Annotated in this window: 16 protein-coding genes and 1 tRNA gene; 8 read left to right on the top strand and 9 right to left on the bottom strand. The window is 74.0% G+C overall.

Features of this window, described 5'->3' with window-relative positions; genetic code table 11:
* Positions 1-93: 93 nt before the first annotated feature.
* A complete protein-coding gene (gene galE / locus AC3AQ1_RS06425) occupies positions 94-1050 on the bottom strand; it encodes a UDP-glucose 4-epimerase GalE (protein WP_108718300.1) in 957 nt (318 codons plus the stop codon).
* A 391-nt stretch (positions 1051-1441) separates the two neighbouring features.
* Between galE and AC3AQ1_RS06420 the strand changes: the two genes are divergently transcribed.
* Positions 1442-3142 carry a DEAD/DEAH box helicase gene (locus AC3AQ1_RS06420; RefSeq protein WP_199916544.1) on the top strand — a complete coding sequence of 567 codons (1701 nt, stop codon included), beginning with the start codon at positions 1442-1444 and terminating at the stop codon, positions 3140-3142.
* A gap of 321 nt (positions 3143-3463) precedes the next feature.
* Positions 3464-4537, top strand: a complete 1074-nt coding sequence (locus AC3AQ1_RS06415; RefSeq protein WP_159096416.1) for an App1 family protein phosphatidate phosphatase — start codon at positions 3464-3466, stop codon at positions 4535-4537.
* A gap of 484 nt (positions 4538-5021) precedes the next feature.
* On the opposite strand, the gene AC3AQ1_RS06410 is transcribed toward AC3AQ1_RS06415, so the two are convergent.
* On the bottom strand, positions 5022-5966 hold the full coding sequence (locus AC3AQ1_RS06410) for an NAD(P)-dependent oxidoreductase (protein WP_108718297.1): 945 nt from the start codon (positions 5964-5966) through the stop codon (positions 5022-5024).
* A gap of 146 nt (positions 5967-6112) precedes the next feature.
* Here AC3AQ1_RS06410 and msrB point away from each other — a divergent pair, with 146 nt between their 5' ends.
* The 3 genes from msrB to AC3AQ1_RS06395 all read left to right on the top strand — a co-directional run bounded on the left by msrB (position 6113) and on the right by AC3AQ1_RS06395 (position 8778).
* The gene (gene msrB / locus AC3AQ1_RS06405) at positions 6113-6532 is read left to right on the top strand and encodes a peptide-methionine (R)-S-oxide reductase MsrB (protein ID WP_108718296.1); all 420 of its coding nucleotides are present in this window, start codon (positions 6113-6115) and stop codon (positions 6530-6532) included.
* A 252-nt stretch (positions 6533-6784) separates the two neighbouring features.
* On the top strand, positions 6785-7705 hold the full coding sequence (locus AC3AQ1_RS06400; RefSeq protein WP_108718295.1) for an AEC family transporter: 921 nt from the start codon (positions 6785-6787) through the stop codon (positions 7703-7705).
* Entirely contained in the window at positions 7702-8778 is a 1077-nt protein-coding gene (locus AC3AQ1_RS06395; protein ID WP_488301227.1) for an EamA family transporter, read from the top strand. Before AC3AQ1_RS06400 ends, AC3AQ1_RS06395 begins: the two co-directional genes overlap by 4 nt.
* A gap of 154 nt (positions 8779-8932) precedes the next feature.
* Here the strand turns inward: AC3AQ1_RS06395 and AC3AQ1_RS06390 are convergent, their stop codons facing one another.
* The 4 genes from AC3AQ1_RS06390 to AC3AQ1_RS06375 form a co-directional block, all read right to left on the bottom strand.
* Positions 8933-9196 carry a GlsB/YeaQ/YmgE family stress response membrane protein gene (locus tag AC3AQ1_RS06390; RefSeq protein ID WP_108718294.1) on the bottom strand — a complete coding sequence of 88 codons (264 nt, stop codon included), beginning with the start codon at positions 9194-9196 and terminating at the stop codon, positions 8933-8935.
* 123 nt (positions 9197-9319) lie between these two features.
* Complete coding sequence (locus AC3AQ1_RS06385) at positions 9320-10294, bottom strand: pirin family protein (protein ID WP_108718293.1); 975 nt, start codon at positions 10292-10294, stop codon at positions 9320-9322.
* A 14-nt stretch (positions 10295-10308) separates the two neighbouring features.
* Positions 10309-10671, bottom strand: coding sequence for a GNAT family N-acetyltransferase (locus AC3AQ1_RS06380; RefSeq protein ID WP_108718292.1), 363 nt, complete (start codon positions 10669-10671; stop codon positions 10309-10311).
* Between the two features lie 9 nt (positions 10672-10680).
* Positions 10681-11778, bottom strand: a complete 1098-nt coding sequence (locus AC3AQ1_RS06375; RefSeq protein ID WP_108718291.1) for a LacI family DNA-binding transcriptional regulator — start codon at positions 11776-11778, stop codon at positions 10681-10683.
* Between the two features lie 164 nt (positions 11779-11942).
* Between AC3AQ1_RS06375 and AC3AQ1_RS06370 the strand changes: the two genes are divergently transcribed.
* The 3 genes from AC3AQ1_RS06370 to AC3AQ1_RS06360 all read left to right on the top strand — a co-directional run bounded on the left by AC3AQ1_RS06370 (position 11943) and on the right by AC3AQ1_RS06360 (position 14580).
* The gene (locus tag AC3AQ1_RS06370) at positions 11943-13109 is read left to right on the top strand and encodes a Gfo/Idh/MocA family protein (RefSeq protein WP_108718290.1); all 1167 of its coding nucleotides are present in this window, start codon (positions 11943-11945) and stop codon (positions 13107-13109) included.
* Between the two features lie 41 nt (positions 13110-13150).
* The gene (locus AC3AQ1_RS06365) at positions 13151-14221 is read left to right on the top strand and encodes a Gfo/Idh/MocA family protein (protein ID WP_108718289.1); all 1071 of its coding nucleotides are present in this window, start codon (positions 13151-13153) and stop codon (positions 14219-14221) included.
* 286 nt (positions 14222-14507) lie between these two features.
* Positions 14508-14580, top strand: a tRNA-Lys gene (locus AC3AQ1_RS06360).
* Positions 14581-14849: 269 nt separating this feature from the next.
* Here the strand turns inward: AC3AQ1_RS06360 and AC3AQ1_RS06355 are convergent.
* From AC3AQ1_RS06355 to AC3AQ1_RS06345, 3 genes are all read right to left on the bottom strand, one after another.
* The gene (locus AC3AQ1_RS06355) at positions 14850-16184 is read right to left on the bottom strand and encodes an MFS transporter (RefSeq protein WP_108718288.1); all 1335 of its coding nucleotides are present in this window, start codon (positions 16182-16184) and stop codon (positions 14850-14852) included.
* Positions 16181-16843, bottom strand: coding sequence for a magnesium transporter MgtE N-terminal domain-containing protein (locus AC3AQ1_RS06350; protein WP_108718287.1), 663 nt, complete (start codon positions 16841-16843; stop codon positions 16181-16183). The genes AC3AQ1_RS06355 and AC3AQ1_RS06350 overlap by 4 nt, the downstream gene beginning before the upstream one ends.
* Before the next feature lie 154 nt (positions 16844-16997).
* Entirely contained in the window at positions 16998-18017 is a 1020-nt protein-coding gene (locus tag AC3AQ1_RS06345) for a LacI family DNA-binding transcriptional regulator (RefSeq protein ID WP_199916543.1), read from the bottom strand.
* Positions 18018-18264 lie beyond the last annotated feature (247 nt).

Raw genomic sequence — 18264 nt, 5'->3', positions numbered from 1 at the left:
GGGGCCGAAGGCCCTCGCGGTGGGGGCGCAAGACCCTCGCGGTGGGTTAGGCGCTGGACCCTCGCGGTGGGGGCGCAAGACCCTCGCGGTGGGTTAGGCGCTGGGCCGTGCGGCCCAGGCGCTCGCGACCATGTCCTGGACCGTGTGGCGCATCGCCCAGCCGATGTCGCGCGCGGCGAGCGTGCCGTCGGCGACGATGCGGTCCGGGTCGCCCGGGCGGCGCGGCCCGATCTCCGGGGTGAAGTCGAGGCCCGTGACCTGCGCGAACGCATCCATGATCTGCTTCACCGACAGTCCGTCGCCCGAGCCGAGGTTGTAGACGCGCTCGAGCTCGCGGCCCGCGGCCAGCGCCTTCGCCGCGGCCACGTGGGCGGCGGCGAGGTCGACGACGTGCACGTAGTCGCGCACGTTGGTGCCGTCGGGCGTGGCGTAGTCGTCGCCGTTGATGCGCGGGGTGCGGCCCTGCGTGAGCGCCTGCACGACGAGCGGGAAGAGGTTGTGCGGGGACGTGTCTGCGAGCCCGGGCAGCGAGCCGACGACGTTGAAGTAGCGCAGCGACGTGTGCCGGATGCCGTGGGCGCGGCCGGCGTCGGCGATGAGCCACTCGCCGATCAGCTTGCTCTCGCCGTACGGGGACTCCGGATGGGTCTGCGTGGCCTCGGTGACGAGGTCGACCCGCGGGGTGCCGTAGGTCGCAGCCGAGGAGGAGAACACGAGGTCAGTGACGCCCGTGGCGACCATCGCCTCGAGCAGGTGCGCCGTTCCGGTGACGTTCTGCTCGTAGGTGTGCAGTGGCCGCTGCACCGAGACGCCCGCGTACTTGAAGCCCGCGAGGTGCACCACCCCGGTGACCGCGTGGGTCCGGATCGCGCTGGTGAGCACTGCGGTGTCCAGGATCGACGCCTCCACGAACGGCACGCCGTCGGGCACGTACTCGCGGTGACCCGAGGAGAGATCGTCCACGACGACGACGGCGATTCCCGCGTCCTCGAACGCCCGCACCACGTGCGATCCGATGTAGCCGGCGCCGCCGGTCACGAGCCACGACATGCTTCACGTCCTCCGTCCGGTCGGCGCTGCGCCGACGCCTCGCATTCTGTCACATTCCGACAGATTCTACCAAAAGCGAACACGGGAGCGGTGGCCGCGACCCGGTCGGCCGGGGCCCGCGACGGCACGGTCCCCTCTCCCGAGTCTCGCACCCGCCCTCACCTGAGGGGAGGGTCACACTCCCTCGCCGGTCCGCCGGTGGTGCGGTGTGCCAGGATGGACGTGACGGCGCGCCACCTGCGCGTCGTGCCGCGAGACTCTTCCGCGCTGGTCCGGCCGCCTCGGCCGACGTGCGGGGCCAAGCCCCCGCCCAGCAGCGATCGCACTCACCGCGGCCCCCGGCCGCGCGCGCCCTGATCAGGCCGCCCGCAGACTCAGAGACGGACACCCGTTGACCTCTTCCGCTTCCTTCACCGCGCTCGGCGTCCCCGCGCCGCTCGCCGCCTCCCTCGAGGCGCGCGGCATCACCGAGCCCTTCCCCATCCAGACCGCGACGCTGCCCGACTCGCTCGCGGGGCGTGACGTGCTCGGCCGCGGCCGCACGGGCTCGGGCAAGACCATCGCGTTCAGCCTGCCGCTCGTGGCTCGGCTCGCCGAGGGTCGCCGCGCCGCCCCCGGCCGGCCCCGTGGCCTCGTGCTCGCCCCGACCCGCGAGCTGGCCAACCAGATCACCGAGACGCTCGAGCCCCTGGCCAAGGCGGCCCGGCTCAGCGTCACGACGATCTTCGGCGGCGTGTCCCAGGTCAAGCAGGTCAGCGCGCTGCGCGGCGGCGTGGACATCGTCGTGGCGTGCCCCGGCCGGCTCGAGGACCTCATGGGCCAGAAGCACGTCTGGCTCGACGCCGTCGAGATCACCGTGCTGGACGAGGCGGACCACATGGCCGACCTCGGCTTCCTGCCCGGCGTCACCCGGATCTTGGCGGCGACCCCGACCACCGGCCAGCGCATGCTCTTCTCCGCGACGCTCGACAACGGCGTGAACACGCTCGTCAAGCGGTTCCTGCACTCGCCCGTCTCGCACTCGGTGGACCCCGAGAGCTCACCGGTCGCCGCGCTCACGCACCACGTGTTCGAGGTGGCCGACGTCGAGGCCAAGCGCAGCGTGGTCGAGGCGCTCGCCTCGGGCACCGGCCGCCGCCTGCTGTTCCTGCGCACCAAGCACCAGGCGCGGCAGATGGCGCGTCGCCTGACCGAGTCCGGCATCCCCGCCGCCGACCTGCACGGCAACCTGTCCCAGAACGCGCGTGAGCGCAACCTCGCGGCGTTCTCCTCGGGCGAGGTCCGCGTCATGGTCGCCACCGACATCGCCGCGCGTGGCATCCACGTCGACGACGTCGACCTCGTCGTCCACGTCGACCCGCCCACCGAGCACAAGGCGTACCTGCACCGCTCGGGCCGCACGGCGCGCGCCGGCGCGGGCGGCGACGTCGTCACGCTCATGCTCCCGGAGCAGCGCTCCGACGTCGCGACGCTGCTGCGCCTGGCCAAGATCCGCGCCACGCCGCAGCGCGTGCGCCCCACCGACGAGGCCGTCACGGCGCTCGTGGGCGAGGTCGCCGCGCGCGTCGCGCCGGCCGACGCCCCGTCGGGCGCCGCGCGCAAGCCCGAGCCGTCCGCGGCCTCCGGCGGCGGTCGCCGCAAGGGCCGGCCCGCCTCCGGCGTCGGCTCGACCGTCGGTGGGCGTAGCACCGCCACGCGCACGACGGCGCAGCCCGGCTCCCGCACGTCGGCTCCCGGTTCGCGTGGCGGCGCCGGCGGTGGCGCCGGCGCGGGCAAGGGTGGACCGTCCGGCGCGCCGAACGGTCGTCGTCGCGGGCAGCGCACCGCCGCCCAGGGCCCCGCGGGTGAGTCCCGCGGGCACGGCACGCGCGGCAGCGACGTCCCCGGGGGTGCGCCTCGCGGCGGTCAGGGTGCGGGTCGTGGTGGCCAGGGTGCGGGTCGTGGTGGCCAGGGTGCCGGTCGTGGTGGCCAGGGTGCCGGTCGTGGTGGCCAGGGTCAGCGCTCGGCGCAGGGCCCGAGCCGTCGCTCCGGCCGCGCGCCCGTGAGCTACTCGACGTCGAGCTCCTCGATCGTCCCGATGACGCAGCGCTGATCGCGGGCTGATCCCGCGTCGACCGCCGGTCGTCGACCGACCCTCGGCCAACGTCCGTCGTTGGTCGGCCGGTCGTCCGTTGTCGGTCGGGTGCGCTGCTGCGGGCCCGCACGAGCACGCCGCGCCGATCGCGGGCTGATCCCGCGCTGACCGCCGGCCGACGGCGGGGCTGTCGCTCGCCGTCGTGCCGGGGAGTCGTGCGGGCGGGCGCCCGCTTCGTCACCGTGGGGCGCGCTTGTCGGGTGACGCTGCGAGCGGCGCCGGTGCTCGCCGTCGTGCGTGGGGGTAGGGCAACGGGCCCGCATGCGGCACGCTGGAGACATGACGAGTGCGCACGGCAGTGTCGACGAGGCCTGGGGCCCGAAGACAGCCGCCGCCATCGAGGCCGTGATCGAGCGGCGCGCGTCGAACGCGATGGCGCGCCGGGGGTGGCGTCCGACGCCGCTGGTGTTCGACTCCTACGGCCGCGCCGCCACCGACTCCGGGCCCGGCTGGGTGCGCGTGCTGTGTCGCGTCCTGGTGATGCCGCCGACCCAGCGCCGCAGCGCCGAGGGACGCTCGCGCGGCTGGCGGCGCTACCTCTCGGTGTCCGCGCCGAACCTGCCCGCGCGGATCCGGATCGGGCAGACCGTGCACCGCGCGCGCACGGAGCCTGGGGGGCATCTCGACCTGCGCATCCCGGTGGACCTGCCGCCGGGGCGGCACGAGATCCAGGTCTCGGTTCCGGGCGGCGCGGAGGCCGGTCGTGGGCACGTCGACGTGATCGACCCGACGATCGGGCGCGGCATCGTCTCCGACATCGACGACACCGTCATGGTCACGCTCCTGCCGAGCCCGTTGCAGGCGTTCTGGAACACGTTCGTCATGCAGGAGGGGTCGCGGCGGCCCGTGCCCGGCATGGCGACGTTCCTCAACCGGGAGAGCGCGGGGTTCGTCGTCTACATCTCGACCGGGGCGTGGAACTACGCCCCGGTGATCCGCGACTTCCTGCGCCGGCACGACTTCCCCGCGGGCGCGTGCATCATGACCGACTGGGGCCCCTCGACCCAGCGCTGGTTCCGGTCCGGGCTCGAGCACAAGCGCAGCCAGCTGCGCCGGCTGCGGACCGAGTTCCCCGAGCTGAAGTGGTTCCTCGTCGGCGACGACGGCCAGCACGACCCCGCCATCTACGCCGACTTCGCGAGCGAGTTCCCCGAGTCGGTGGACACGATCGCGATCCGCACGCTGACGCCCGTGGAGCACCTCGTGATGGGCGGCGTGCCGCTGGCGCCGGACGACCTCGCCGCGCTGCTCCCGATCGTCGCCGCGCCGGGCCTCGAGCACGCCCACCCGCCCGACGGCGTGCGTCGCCTCGCCGGTGGGGACGGGAACGCGCTCATCGTGCAGACGCTCTGACCGCTGTGGTCGGGGGTGGCGCGGGGCTGCGTCGGCCCCCCCCGCCGGTGTGACGCTCGGCGCGGCTGGCGGGTGTGGGCCGCGCTGAGCGTCACATGGGTGGTTGGGGTGGGCGGCCTGGCGGGGCCGGGTTCGGCCGGGTTCCCGCCGGTGTGACGCTCGGCGCGGCTGGCGGGTGTGGGCCGCGCTGAGCGTCACATGGGTGGTTGGGGTGGCAGCCTGGCGGGGCCGGGTTCGGCCGGGTTCCCGCTGGTGTGACGCTCGGCGCGGCTGGCGGGTGTGGGCCGCGCTGAGCGTCACATGGGTGGTTGGGGTGGGCGGCCTGGCGGGGCCGGGTTCGGCCGGGTTCCCGCTGGTGTGCTCGGCGCGGCTGGCGGGTGTGGGCCGCGCTGAGCGTCACATGGGTGGTTGGGGTGGGCGGCCTGGCGGGGCCGGGTTCGGCCGGGTTCCCGCTGGTGTGACGCTCGGCGCGGCTGGCGACCGATCAGCCCGCGCGGACCACGTTGCGCAGCGGCTCGCCCGCGAGCAGCGCCCGCACGTTCGCCGCGATCAGCTCGTCGGCCCCGAGCGGGCGCCCGCCCGCCGAGTGCGGCGTGAGGATGAGGTTCGGCGCGTCCCACAGGGGGTCGTCCGCGGGCAGAGGCTCCGGCGTCATGACGTCGAGCGCGGCGCCCGCGATCACGCCGTCGTGCAGCGCTGCCACCAGCGCCGCCTGGTCGACCGTGGCGCCCCGGCCCACGTTCACGAGCCATGCCTTGCGCGGCAGCATGGCGAGCACCTCGGCGGACACGGCGTGCTCGGTCTCGTCCGTCGCGGGCAGCACGTCCACCAGCACGTCGGCGTCGGCGAGGACGCGCGGCAGGTCCTCCTGCGTGACCACGGGGAACCCCGCGCGCTCGCCGGCCGACCGGGCGATCCCGGTGACCTCGGCGCCGAGCGCGCGCAGGTGACCGGCCAGGCGCTGGCCGATGCCGCCGAACCCCCAGATCACCACGCGCGCGCCGTGCACCATCGTGAACGCCGTGGCGTTGTCCAGCGGCTGGTCCACCGACAGCTCTCGGGCCCAGCGGTGGGAGTCGACGGCACGGACCGCGACATCCAGCCGTCGCGCCGCCGCGATGATGAGGCCGAGGGCGTGCTCGGCCACGGTGATGTCGTGCAGTCCGACGCCCGAGCAGATCGTCGCGCCGTCGTGGAAGCCCGCCGCCTCGATCGTGTCGGTCCCGGCCGACAGCGACTGCACGAGCCGCAGCTGCGTGAGGTCGCGCGCCGCCTGCTCGAGCCAGCCCTGGCGCGACGCCCACAGCACCACCGCCTCGGCGTCGCGGTGCTCCTTCGGGATCGGGACGCGACGGCTGTACACGACGACCTCCACGCCGTCGGGCAGCTCGGGGTGCAGCGGGACGTTGTCCGGGAGCAGGAGCTTCATGGGCACCATCCTGCCGCGCGGGAGTGACGCAGCCGCTGCCCACGGAGCGAGCAGGGCTGCGGGAACACCGACGCGTGCGCCACGGTTGTGCCAGGTGGGGTCGTGGCGCGTGGGCGCCGCGCCGATCCACGCGACGAGGAGGACCCATGGACTACAAGGTGTGGAAGAGCGACGCGGAGTGGCGCGACCTGCTCGGCGCCCAGGAGTACGCCGTGCTCCGCGAGGCCGCGACGGAGCGGGCCTGGACCGGTGAGCTGCTCGACGAGAAGCGTGAGGGCGTCTACTCCTGTCGCGCGTGCGGGGCGGAGCTGTTCCGCGCCGAGACGAAGTTCGACAGCCACTGCGGTTGGCCCAGCTTCTACGCGCCCAAGGAGGGCGACGCCGTCGAGCTCATCGAGGACCGCAGCCACGGCATGGTCCGCACCGAGGTCCGCTGCGCGACCTGCGGCTCGCACCTCGGACACGTCTTCGACGACGCCCCGCAGACCCCTACCGGCGACCGCTTCTGCATGAACTCGGTCTCGCTGACGTTCGCCCCCGACGCCGACGCCGACGCCGACGCCTGAGGGCCGCAGCTCCCACCCCGTTCGCGAGGTGATGTTGGTCCTTTCGCGAGGTGATGTCGGTCGCGCACGCTGACGTACATCACCTCGCGAAAGGACGGACTCCCTCTCGCGAAAGGACCGACTTCCTCTCGCGAAAGGACGGACTTCCTCTCGCGAAAGGACCGACTTCCTCTCGCGAACGGGCGAGGCGAGGCGGCGCCCGGTGGCCGAACGGCCCGGACGCCGCCCGGGCCCGGACGGTAACTTGACCGCGTGACGGGCGTTCTCGAGGGTTTCGCGCTGATCAGCGCGATCATCGCCGTCGGGTATCTGCTGGGACGTCTCGGGATCCTCGGTGACGCGGCGGGCGGCGTGCTCAGCCGCCTCGCGTTCTTCGTGGGCAGCCCCGCCCTGCTCTACGTCACGCTGAGCGGCGCCGAGGTCGGCACGCTCGTCGACACCCGGTCGCTCGTGTCCTACGGCACGGCGCTCGCGATGATCCTCGCCTACCTGCTCACGGCGCGGCTGCTCATGCGCCGACCGGCCGGCGAAACCGTGATCGGCGGCCTCTGCGCGGGGTATGTCAACGCCGGCAACCTCGGCATCCCGATCGCGGTCTACGCGCTCGGCGGCGCGGAGGCCGTCGCGCCCACGATGATCTTCCAGCTCACGATCCTCGCGCCCGCCTCGTTCGTCGTGCTCGACCTGCTCGAGAAGCGCGGTCAGGGCACGACCCTGCGCAACGCGCTCACCCCGCTGCTCAACCCCACGCTGATGGCGTCGGCCGCCGGGGTGGTGTCCGCGGTCGCGCACTGGCAGCCGCCCGAGGTCGTGCTCGCGCCGATCCAGACGCTCGGCGGCCTCGCCGTCCCGGCGATGCTGCTCGCGTTCGGCATCTCCCTGCGCGGCTCGCCGATGCCAGGGAGAAGCGACATGCGCTCCCAGCTGGTGCTCGCCGTCGTGCTCAAGTCGTTCGTCCAGCCGGCGCTCGCGTGGGGGGTGGGGCTCGCCGTCGGGCTGAGCGGGCCGACGCTGCTCGCGGCGGTCGTCATCGCCGCCCTGCCGACCGCGCAGAACGTCTTCACCTACGCGATGCGCTACGACCGTGGCGTGGTCCTCGCACGTGAGTCGGTGCTGGTCACGACGATCCTGTCGGTGCCCGTCGTCCTCCTCACCGCCGCGGTCCTCGCGTGAGGGCCGTGCCCGACGGCGCACCCTCCTTCGCGGATCGTGTCCCCGCTCCCGCGCTCTTCCTGGGCGCGGGCGTCTCGATGTACTACGGCGCGGCGCTCGCGGTGGGCCTGTTCGCGACGGCGAGCGCCGTCTCGGTCGGCTGGGCGCGGCTGGTCGTCGCGGCGGTCGTGCTGGTGGCGCTCGCGCGGCCGTGGCAACTGACCTGGACGCGGCGCAGCCTGGGCGTCGCGGCACTGTTCGGGATCCTGCTCGGCGGGATGAACCTGCTGTTCTACGTCGCGATCGACCACCTGCCGCTCGGCGCGGCGGTCGCGATCGAGTTCACCGGGCCGGTCGCCGTGGCCGTCGCGAGCGACCGCAGCCCGTGGTCCGCGCGACGGCTGCTCGCACCGCTGCTCGCGGCCGGCGGCGTCGCGGTGATCAGCCTCGGCGAGGTCGACTGGGCGCACCTCGGCTCGGGCTCCGCGGTCGGGGTGCTGTTCGCGCTCGCCGCTGGTGCGGCGTGGGCCGGCTACATGGTGGTCGGTCGGCGGATCGCCGCGCGGGCGGGGGAGGTCGCGTCAGTCGAGCCGGACACCGGCGCGGTGGTCGGGCACGACGTCGCAGACGGTGGCGCTCCTGTCGGCGACGGCGACACCGGCGACGGCGACCACGCCGGCTACGGCGACGGCGACGGCGACACCGGCGGTGCGGTGCGCGCCCGCGGCGGCCAGCCGGTCGGCGCCCTGCGTCGCGGGATGGCGTCGCTCGCGCTCGGGATGGTCACCGCGGCGGTCGGGTACGCCGTGGTCGGGCTCCCCGACGCCGCACCGCTCGTGGCGGACGCGCACACGGTCGCGCTGGTGCTCGGCGTCGCCGTGCTCTCCAGCGTCGTGCCGTACGCGCTGGACCAGGTGGCGATGAAGCGGCTCTCGACGTCGGTGTTCGCGCTGCTCAACGCACTGCTGCCGGCCACCGCGACGCTCGTCGGGTTCCTCTCGCTGCGCCAGCTGCCCAGCGTTGGGGAGCTGCTCGGGGTGGTCGCGATCAGCGCGGCCGTCGCGCTCGCGACGCGTCCGCACGCCGACGCGTGAGGGGCGCGGCGCCGTCGGGCTCGGGCTGTGCCGACGTCGTCACGCTCCGTGGGCCGGTGCGTACCCGGCAGTCCGCCTCGACGCCGTGTGCCCCGCTCCCTGACGGGAAAGGGGCACACGGAGCGAGCAGGGAGCGAGCGACGCGGAGACGCGGTCAGACCTTGCGCCTGCCGGTGAGAGCCCCCACGATCCACAGCACGATCACGGATCCGATGATCGCGAGCACCCACGTCTGCAGGCTCCAGAAGTCCTCGAGCGGTGCGTCAAAGATGAGCGATCCCAGCCATCCGCCGACGACCGCGCCCACGACACCCAGGATGAGGGTGCCAAGGAAGCCGCCAGGAGCGCGGTCCTTGAGGATGGCCTTGGCGATCGCGCCGGCGATCAGGCCCAGGACGATCCATCCGATGAAGCCCATGTCGTTCCTTTCGTCAGCTGCCCTTGTCAGGCCTGTGTGCCTACTGTGCCATGCAGACACCACAGTCCGGTAAAGCCGGCCTGACCGCCACGCCACCGACCAGTCGGCACGCGCCCACAGCCCTCACGGCCGCCGGCGCCGCGGGTTGAGCCGCACGAGCGGCAGGACGGGTGCGGGGATGCGTGCGCCGTCGTGCCCCTCCACCACGCCGAAGCGGGCGACGCGCCGTTCGGCGTCCTCCCAGTCCTCGCGCGCAGCCACGACGTCCTCGTGCCGGCGCCCGACGAAGTTCCACCACATGAGCAGGTCCTCCTCGAGCGGCTCGCCGCCGATGAGCACGAGCCGCGCCTCCGTCTCCGGCGCCTCGAGCGTCACGTGCTCGCGGTGCGTGCCGAGGTAGAGCAGCGGACCGGGTCGCAGCAGCTCACCCTCGGCGACCACGACGCCGTCGGTCACCTGCACGGCGTGCTCCCAGTCGGTCCGCAGCGGCAGCGCGATCCGGGTCCCGGGGTCCAGGTCGACCTGCGCCCCGACGAGGGGCGAGAAGGTGCGCGCGGGCGAGGCTGCGCCGTCGTGCTCCCCGAGGAAGACCGTCACCCGGGCGCCTGGGTAGGCGACGACGGGCAGGTCCCTCACGTGCTCGAAGGCGGGCTCGGTGAAGCGCGACTCGTGCGGCAGGGCGACCCAGAGCTGCAGCCCGCGCGCGCCGGCGTCGTCGACGAGGAACTCCGAGTGCGCGATGCCGTCGCCGCTGGTCATGAGGTTGAGCTCGCCCGGCTCGAGCAGCTGGACCGAGCCGAGGGAGTCACGGTGCAGCATCTGCCCCTCGAGTGGCAACGTCACCGTCTGCAGCCCGATGTGCGGATGCGGCAGGACGTTCATCGGCGGTTCGCCCGGCGCGAACGCGTCGAGGAAGCACCACGCTCCGACCGTCGGCAGCTCGCGGTGCGGCAGCGTGCGCTGCACGCGGGCGGCGCGGATCCCGCCGAGCGGCACCTCGCGCTCGTCGTAGCGCTCGAGCACGGGCCCGACGGCGAGCCGTGCGTCGTGCGCGGCCGGACAGCTGGTCTCGACGGGACGCGTCTGGAGGTCGGTCATCGCGGTCGCGGGGGTCAGTCGAGGAGGCGGCCGCCGGCGACCGCCGTCGGGAGCGGGGCGAGTGCGGCGTCGTGCTGGTGGAACTTGGTGAGCCAGTGCCGCACGTACGGGCAGATCGCGGCGAACCTGCCGCCGCGAGCGACGACGTCGGCGATCGCTCCGTCGACCATCGCGCTCGCGTAGCCCTGTCCCTCGAACTCGTCCTGCACCACGGTGTGCGTGAAGACGGTGACGCCGTCGATCTCCGTGAACGCCGCGATGCCCGCGAGGCGGCCGCCGACGAGGATCTCGTAGCGCGAGCGCTCGGGGCGCAGCAGCACCTCGGTGGGCGGGCCGTCGGGGTCGGGGCCCTGCGTGCGGGGTGCGTCGGAGGTCATGGCCCAGTCTCACCCGGCCGAGGCCGCGCGCGCCAGGGTCGACTCGCGCCAGACGATCTGGTGCACCGGGTGGTCCTCGAGGGGGTCGGGAGCGGCGGCATCGGCTGGGCCGCTCGGGCCCCCGCGCAGCCGCGCGAGCAGCAGTCGCATCGCACGCCGCCCGAGCTCGGGCCGATCCACGGTCACGGTCGTGAGCGAGGGGACGAGGAACGCCGACGTCGGCTGGTCGTCCCAGCCGGTCACGGCGAGCTGCCCGGGCCGCGTCCAGCCCCGCTCGTGCGCGCCGCGCAGGACCCCGGTCGCCACGACGTCGTTCGCGGCGATGACGGCCAGCGGCGGCGCTTCCGCAGGCAGCGCGAGGATCGCCTCGACCCCGCACGCACCACCCCAGTCGCCCTGGTGGACGCCGAGCGACTCGACGCCGAGCGCGGCGACGGCGGCGCGGTACGCCTCGGCCCGGGCGCGCGCCGAGGGGTAGGCCACGGGGCCGGCGACGTGCAGGAAGCGGTGGTATCCCAGGTCGGCGAGGTGCGCCACGAACTCCCGCACGGCCGAGGCGTCCGCGAGGCCGCCGGCGCCTCGCAGGTGGTCGTCGAAGTCGGGGGACGCGACCACGACGGCGGAGCCCTGGTCCGCGGACGCCTCGCCCTCGGCGGGCGCGGCGTCGTCGCTGCTCCTCGTGCCGCCCGCGGCGCCCGGGGCGCCCTCAGCGGGCCACGGCCCGAGCGGAGCGAGCACCACGATCCCCTCGTACTGGCCCGACCGGGCCAGCGCGGCGACGCGCTCGCGCACCGTGGCGGCATCGCCCTCGACGCTGTGCACCTCGACGGCGTAGCCCGCCTCGAGCGCGACCTGCGTCGCGCCGTCGAGCACCTGAACCGGACGCACGAGCGACACCGACAGCACGACGGCGAGCCGGCCGGTGCGGCGGGTGCGCATCGAGCGGGCCGCGAGGTTCGGCTGGTAGCCGAGGTCCGCGATGGCCCGCAGCACTCGCTCGCGGGTCTCGGGGGCGACGGTGGCGCGGCCGGTGAGCACGTGCGAGACGGTGGACTGCGCGACGCCCGCGGCGCGCGCGACGTCGCGGCTCGTCGGTGCTCGTCCCATCTCCGCTCCCGTCGCTCCGTCCGGGTCCGATCGCGACCGACCGTGTCCCGGTGCCGTCCGACGGGTTGACAGGCCGCCGCTCAGCGAGTGTACTGACACCGCGATAAATACGTATTCATGGGAGGCGCGGCCACGGTGCCGGCGCCTCGGGCGGAGGACAGCACGTGCTCAGGATCGGCATCGTCGGGACCGGAAGCATCGCCCGCGCACACGTCGCGGCCTACCAGCGGTTCCCGGACGAGGCGCGCATCGTCGCGCTCGTCGACCCGGTGCCCGGCCGCGCCGCGCGGGCGCGCGACGAGCTCGGCCTGGCCGACGCGGAGGTGTACGAGGACGCGTCGGCGATGCTCGTCGTCGGAAACGTGGACCTCGTGAGCATCGCGACGCCGCCGGCGACGCACGCCGCGCTCACGGTCGCGGCGCTGGACGCCGGGGTGCACGTGCTGGTGGAGAAGCCGATGGCGCCGTCGCTCGAGGAGTGCGACGCGATGATCGCGGCGGCGCAGCGGTCCGGGCGCGTGCTCTCGGTGGTGGCGCAGAACCGGTTCCGCGACGACACCGCGACGCTCAAGGAGGTGCTCGACTCCGGGCTGGTGGGCTCGCTGTCGCACGTGCGGGTGGACTCGGCATGGTGGCGCGGGACGGAGTACTACGACCTCGACTGGCGTGGCACGTGGGCGTCGGAGGGCGGTGGCTGCACGCTCAACCACGCGATCCACCACCTCGACCTCACGCTGTGGCTCATCGGACGGCCCGACTCGGTGACCGCCGTGCTCACGAATGCGCAGCACGAGAACTCCGAGGTCGAGGACCTGTCCGTCGCGGTGCTCACCCACGGGCGCGCCCTGTCGGAGATCACCGCGTCGGTGGTGCACCACGGCGAGGAGCAGGGCATCGTCGTGCAGGCCGAGAAGGCGCGGGTGTCCCAGCCGTGGCGCGCCGTCGCCGAGGTCGCGAACCCGAGCGGGTTCGGCACGCCGGAGGGCGACGTCGAGCTCGTCGCGCGGCTGAACGCCCTGGCCGCCTCGCACGTGCCGCTGCCGCACCTGGGGCACGCGGGTCAGGTCGCCGACGTGCTCGCGGCGATCCGCGAAGGCCGCGCCCCGGCGATCGGCGGGGCGGACGGGCGCAACGCCGTCGAGCTCGTCACCGCGATCTACCAGGCCGGCATCGAGCGCCGGACGGTCGACCTGCCGCTGAGCGAGGACAACCCGTTCTACCGCGCGGGCGCGCTCGTCGAGCGGGCGCCGCACTTCTTCGAGAAGCAGACCTACGCCGTAGAGCTCGACGGCGACACGCGCGTCGGCGCGGCCGCGATGGCCGAGCGCTGAGCCGTTCCTTCCCACCCTGTGACCTCACGAGGAGTTCCATCATGACCAGCGCCAGCGGCGCCCAGTACGCCCCCGCCCCCATGCCGGCCCCCGTGGTCGCGCCGGGGGAGTTCGTGTTCGCGGCCGTCGGCCTCGACCATGGCCACATCTACGGGATGACCGAGGGGCTGATCGGCGCGGGCGGCACGCTTGCGTGGGTCTACGACCCCGACCCGCAGAAGGTCGAGGCGTTCCGCACCAGGTTCCCGCAGGTGCGCGTGGCGCGCAGCGAGGCGGAGGTGCTGGACGACCCCGCCGTGCTGCTGGTCGCCGGCGCGGCCGTCACCGCGGACCGGTGCGCGCTCGGGCTGCGCGTGATCGAGGCGGGCAAGGACTACTTCACGGACAAAGCGCCGCTCACCACGCTGGACCAGCTCGCGGCGGCGCGGGAGGCGACGGCGCGCACGGGTCGCAAGTACGCCGTCTACTACTCCGAGCGCATCCACGTGGAGGCCGCCGTGCTCGCGGGCCAGCTCGTGGAGCGGGGGGCGATCGGGCGCGTGGTGCAGGTGCTCGGGCTCGGCCCGCACCGGCTCGGCACGGGTAGGCCGGACTGGTTCTTCGAGAAGGAGCGCTACGGCGGGATCCTGTGCGACATCGGCTCGCACAACATGGAGCAGATGCTCTACTTCACCGGCGCGACGGACGGGCGCGTGACCAACGCGGCGATCGCCAACTACCACCACCCCGAGCACCCCGAGCTGGACGACTTCGGCGAGGCGAGCGTGGCGCTCGAGGGCGGCGCGAGCGGGTACTGCCGGGTGGACTGGTTCACCCCGGACGGCCTGGGCACGTGGGGCGACGGGCGGACCTTCCTGCTCGGCACCGACGGGTACATCGAGCTGCGCAAGTACATCGACGTCGCGCGTGAGGCCGAGGGCGGCCACGTGTTCCTCGTGGACTCCGACGGCGAGCACCACCTCCGCGCGAACGGTCAGGTCGGCTTCCCCTACTTCGGGCAGCTCATCCTCGACGTGCTCGAGCGGACCGAGAACGCAATGACGCAGGCGCACGCGTTCAAGGCGGCGGAGCTGGCGCTGCAGGCGCAGGCGCAGGCGGTGGTGCTCGCGTAGGGGTGGGCGCGGGCGGGGTGCCGCGATCGGGCGGCTCCTGGTCCGCGCCCGCGACGCTTTGACTGGTCGAGTCGGATCGACGCGCCGCCGTGCCGATCGGCGGCATCGGCACACGGCTCTCATCTGCGACGATGCCCGGGCGTCCGTTCTGCGGTCAGGGCGCGGCCGATCTGACCAGTCAATGTGACCGTGCCCGCGAGTATGGCGCGCGCGAGGCCTCGCCGGTGGTCGATGCGGGCTCGAGGTCTAGGCTTGCCGGGCGCGCGAGGGTGCTTCGCCGTCGTGCGGGCCTCTAGCTCAACTGGCAGAGCAGCGGACTTTTAATCCGCGGGTTGTGGGTTCGATCCCCACGGGGCCCACCCCTTCCGGTGGCCGACGACGTCGTCCGTCGACCTTGGCCCGCCCGGGCGACGGCGAGCGCTGTGATGGTCCTCATGCGCGCCTTTGCCCGGCGGGCATCCCTCAGCGCTCGATCAGGCAGCGCCACGCCAGAGCGACTCGCGGTGACGCCACAGCGACTCAACCGCCTGCTCGCGTGACGGCGCGGGCATCGGCGCAGGTGAGGGGCCCGGTCCCCGGAGCGCGGCCTCGGTGAGTCGCTCTGGCATCACAGGCAGTCGCTCTCCCGTCAGGCCACAACGACCGCTGACCGCGCGCGGTCGCGCGGCCAGAGCGCGACGGCGGTGATGGTCGCGGTCAGGCTGGTCGCCGCCAGCACGAGCGCGGCGGACGTGAGTCCTGCGGCGCCGAGCCAGCCGGCCACGGGGTAGGTGACCAGCCAGCATGCGTGCGAGAGCGAGAACTGTGCCGCGAAGACCGCGGGCCGTTCGCCGTCGGGCACGTCGCGCACGATGAGCCGCGCGATCGGGACCTCGGTGCACGCCCATGCCGCGCCGACGGTGAGCCACAGCGCACCTACCGCGACCAGACCCGCGACCGGCGTGGGGACCGCGAGCGCGAGCGGGACGAGCGCCGTCGCGACGGCGAGCACGCTTCCGCCGCCCAGCATCACCGTGCGCTCGGACACTCGTCGCAGCACCCGCGGCAGCAGCACGGCCGCACTGATCGAGCCCGCGCCGTTGACGGCGAGCAGGAGCGCGACCTCGCTGTCGCCCTGGCCGAAGGTCGACCGGGCGATCACCACCGTCTGCACGAGGACGAAGGCGCCCGCTGCGGCGACCGCGAGGTTGAGCGCGAGGACGGGTCGCAGCGACGGCGAGCGCACCATGAGGCTCACTCCACGCCGCACGCGCACACCGAGCGGGAGCTCCCCGAAGTCCGGGCCGGCGCCGGCGCGCTCGTCGCCGTCGGTCCCGACCGGAGTCACGCCGCCCCACCCGCCGTCGGCGCCGTCGTGAACCCCGCCTCCGTCGCGATCGCGTGAGACGGACCGCGCGACCGGCGGCACGACGACGGACGCGACCAGCACGGCGGAGGCGGCGAAGCCGATCCCGGTGCCGACGAACAACGCGTGCGAGGAGACCACGAGCAGCAGCGCGGCCGCGAGCACGGGCGAGAGCACGAGCTCGAGGTCGTCGGCGACGCGGGAGTAGGACAGGGCACGGGTGTAGGTGCCCTCGTCCGGGAGGACGTCGGGGACCGCGGACTGCCAGGTCGGGGTGTGCAGTGCGGACGCCGCCTGCAGCACGAACACGAGCACGTACACCTGCCACGTCGCGCCGACGAAAGGCAGACACAGGGCGATGCCTGCGCGGAGAAGGTCGGCTCCCACGAGAGCCGTCCGCCGCGGGACCCGCACCACGAGCGCCGCGGCCAGCGGCGCCACCAGGACGTAGGCGACCATCTTGATCGCGAACACCGTCCCGAGCACCTGACCGGCCTGCGCGCCGGCGACGTCGTAGGCGAGCAGGCCGAGGGCCACGGTGGCCAGCCCCGTCCCCGCCAGCGAGACGACCTGCGCGGTGAAGAGTCGGCGAAAGGTGGGGCTGCCGAGCGGGTTCACGCTGATGAGCCGGTCGAGCCCGACGAGCGCGACGAGCGTGACGAGCCGGTCGAGCCCCGGTGGTGCTCGGGATCGTCCCCGAGCGCGTGCTGCGCCTGGAAGACGGCCTGCGTCACCAGCGTCCGGGCGTGCTCGTCGACCAGGGAGTAGAAGACCCGAGTGCCCTCCTGGCGGGACTTCACGATCCGACCCCACCGCAGCTTCGCGAGGTGCTGGGACACGGCAGCCGTCGGCTTGTCAAGAATGTCGGCCGCGGACTCCTCCGGCCACGCGAGGAGCGCCCGCATCGCGGCGGCGCGCTCGGGGTCCAGCAGTGCGACGATCGGCTCGCGCTCGGCCGCGTCGAGCTCGCGCAGCACCTCGGCGGCGCGGTCGGACTCGAGCTCGGCGAGCATGTTCGCGGTGGCGCGCGGCGGCACGATCCGCACGGCGTCGACGAGGACGTGCAGGTCGAGCGTGTCCGCGATCTCGACCGCTGCGGGCACGGGGAGGAGCTCGCTCAGGCGCACGACCTCGGCGCGGGTCAGCGCCGTCAGCTCGTCCGCACGCTCGACCGGATCGTCCACCACGTCGAGCCACAGCTCGACCGCCTTCGGCGTCCCGATCGCGACGGCGTGGCGCAGGTCGATGGTCGACGGCGGAGCCGCGGGAGCGCGCATGGCTTACCTCCTGGGGAAGTCGGGATCAGGGTCGGGGCCGCCGGGCGAGCTGCCGGGCGTAGTGTCCCGCATTCGTGTGTCGGGAGGGCGCCGGAGCACCGCGTCCGGGTGAACGGACGGCGGCGGGCGGGCGCGACGGCGACGCTGTGCGGACTCAGGCGGTCGAGGCCCGTGCCACGACCGACACCGGCGCGACCAGGTGCTGCGGCGGCTCGGTCGAGCCCGCGATGCGGCGCAGCAGCAGGTCGCTCGCGCGCTCGACGATCCACCCGTTGTGCGGGTCGACGCTGCTGAGGCCAGGCGGGACGTGCTGGACCAGGCCGAGGTCGTCGAACCCGATGAGCCGCACGTCCTGCGGGACGCGCAGCCCGGCGTCGTGCAGCGCGGCCCGCACACCGAGCGACACCTGGTCGGTCACCGCGAACACTGCGTCCGGCAGCGCGCCGCGCTCCCGCGCCCCAGCGAGCGCCTCGGCGACGACACGGTGCGCCGTCGCCGCCTCGAGGTCCGGCATCGGGACGAGCAGGTCCTCGGGGGGCTCGAGCCCGGCGTCCCGGTGCGCCGCGCGCCACCCCTCGCTGCGCAGCTCCGACGCTCCCGTCGACGGACCCGACGGCGTGCCGCCCGCCATCGCGACCCGTCGGGACCCGCGCTCGAGGAGGTGGGCGGTCGCGAGGCGCGCGCCCTCGACGTTGGCCATCATCACGTGGTCGAACCGCTCGGGGACCACCTGCTCGCCCAGCAGCACGATCGGGAGGTCGGTGCGCAGGCGGTCGACGTCGTCGTAGTGCAGGCCGACCACGCTGAGGATCACGCCGTCGTACATGTGCAGGCGGGCGTGCGAGACGGCGGACAGCTCGCCCTCGCGGCTCGCGCCGCTCTGCTCGACCGCGAGGTGCAGCCCCTTCTCGCCCAGCAGGGTGGCGAACCGCCCGGCGAGCTCGCCGAAGTACGGGTGGTCGAACCGGGGGACGACGAGCGCGACGGTCCCGGTGCGACCCGCACGCAGGCGCTTGGCCGTGAGGTTGACCTCGTAGCCGAGGTCCGCGACGACCTCGAGCACGCGCAGGCGCGTCTCCGCGCTGACCCGTGGCCGGCCGTTCACGACGTTGGAGACGGTCATGACCGAGACGCCGGCCACGCGCGCGACGTCGCTCATCGTCACCGGTGCCATGCGTCGTCACCCCCGCCCGTCAGATCGCCCGCTCGCCGGCCGCGCCGCAGCGAGGATCGTTGCTTGATCGTTAACATCTGCGCCGCCCTGCGGGTTGACGTCCGCGGGCGGCGGCTGTAACAGTACCTGTCAGCACCCAGGTATATCGATAAAGCCTTCGCCCGCGAACGTTCCCGGGCGAGTGTCGGACCCCTGATCGACCACTGACCGAGTGGGGGCCGACGACGTCCTCGAGCATGCCGACGAG

Source organism: Miniimonas sp. S16, from assembly GCF_057748195.1.
Note: the sequence above shows the minus strand (reverse complement) of the source record. Positions and strands in the feature narration are given on the sequence as shown.

Coding starts and splice junctions, on each gene's coding strand:
- AC3AQ1_RS06380 (WP_108718292.1), bottom strand. CDS start 10,671: ATGACCTCCGACGCACCCCGCACGCAGGGCCCCGACCCCGACGGCCCG.
- AC3AQ1_RS06390 (WP_108718294.1), bottom strand. CDS start 9,196: ATGGGCTTCATCGGATGGATCGTCCTGGGCCTGATCGCCGGCGCGATC.
- AC3AQ1_RS06350 (WP_108718287.1), bottom strand. CDS start 16,843: ATGCGCGCTCCCGCGGCTCCGCCGTCGACCATCGACCTGCGCCACGCC.
- AC3AQ1_RS06410 (WP_108718297.1), bottom strand. CDS start 5,966: ATGAAGCTCCTGCTCCCGGACAACGTCCCGCTGCACCCCGAGCTGCCC.
- AC3AQ1_RS06385 (WP_108718293.1), bottom strand. CDS start 10,294: ATGACCGACCTCCAGACGCGTCCCGTCGAGACCAGCTGTCCGGCCGCG.
- galE (WP_108718300.1), bottom strand. CDS start 1,050: ATGTCGTGGCTCGTGACCGGCGGCGCCGGCTACATCGGATCGCACGTG.
- AC3AQ1_RS06365 (WP_108718289.1), top strand. CDS start 13,151: ATGACCAGCGCCAGCGGCGCCCAGTACGCCCCCGCCCCCATGCCGGCC.
- msrB (WP_108718296.1), top strand. CDS start 6,113: ATGGACTACAAGGTGTGGAAGAGCGACGCGGAGTGGCGCGACCTGCTC.
- AC3AQ1_RS06345 (WP_199916543.1), bottom strand. CDS start 18,017: ATGGCACCGGTGACGATGAGCGACGTCGCGCGCGTGGCCGGCGTCTCG.
- AC3AQ1_RS06415 (WP_159096416.1), top strand. CDS start 3,464: ATGACGAGTGCGCACGGCAGTGTCGACGAGGCCTGGGGCCCGAAGACA.
- AC3AQ1_RS06375 (WP_108718291.1), bottom strand. CDS start 11,778: ATGGGACGAGCACCGACGAGCCGCGACGTCGCGCGCGCCGCGGGCGTC.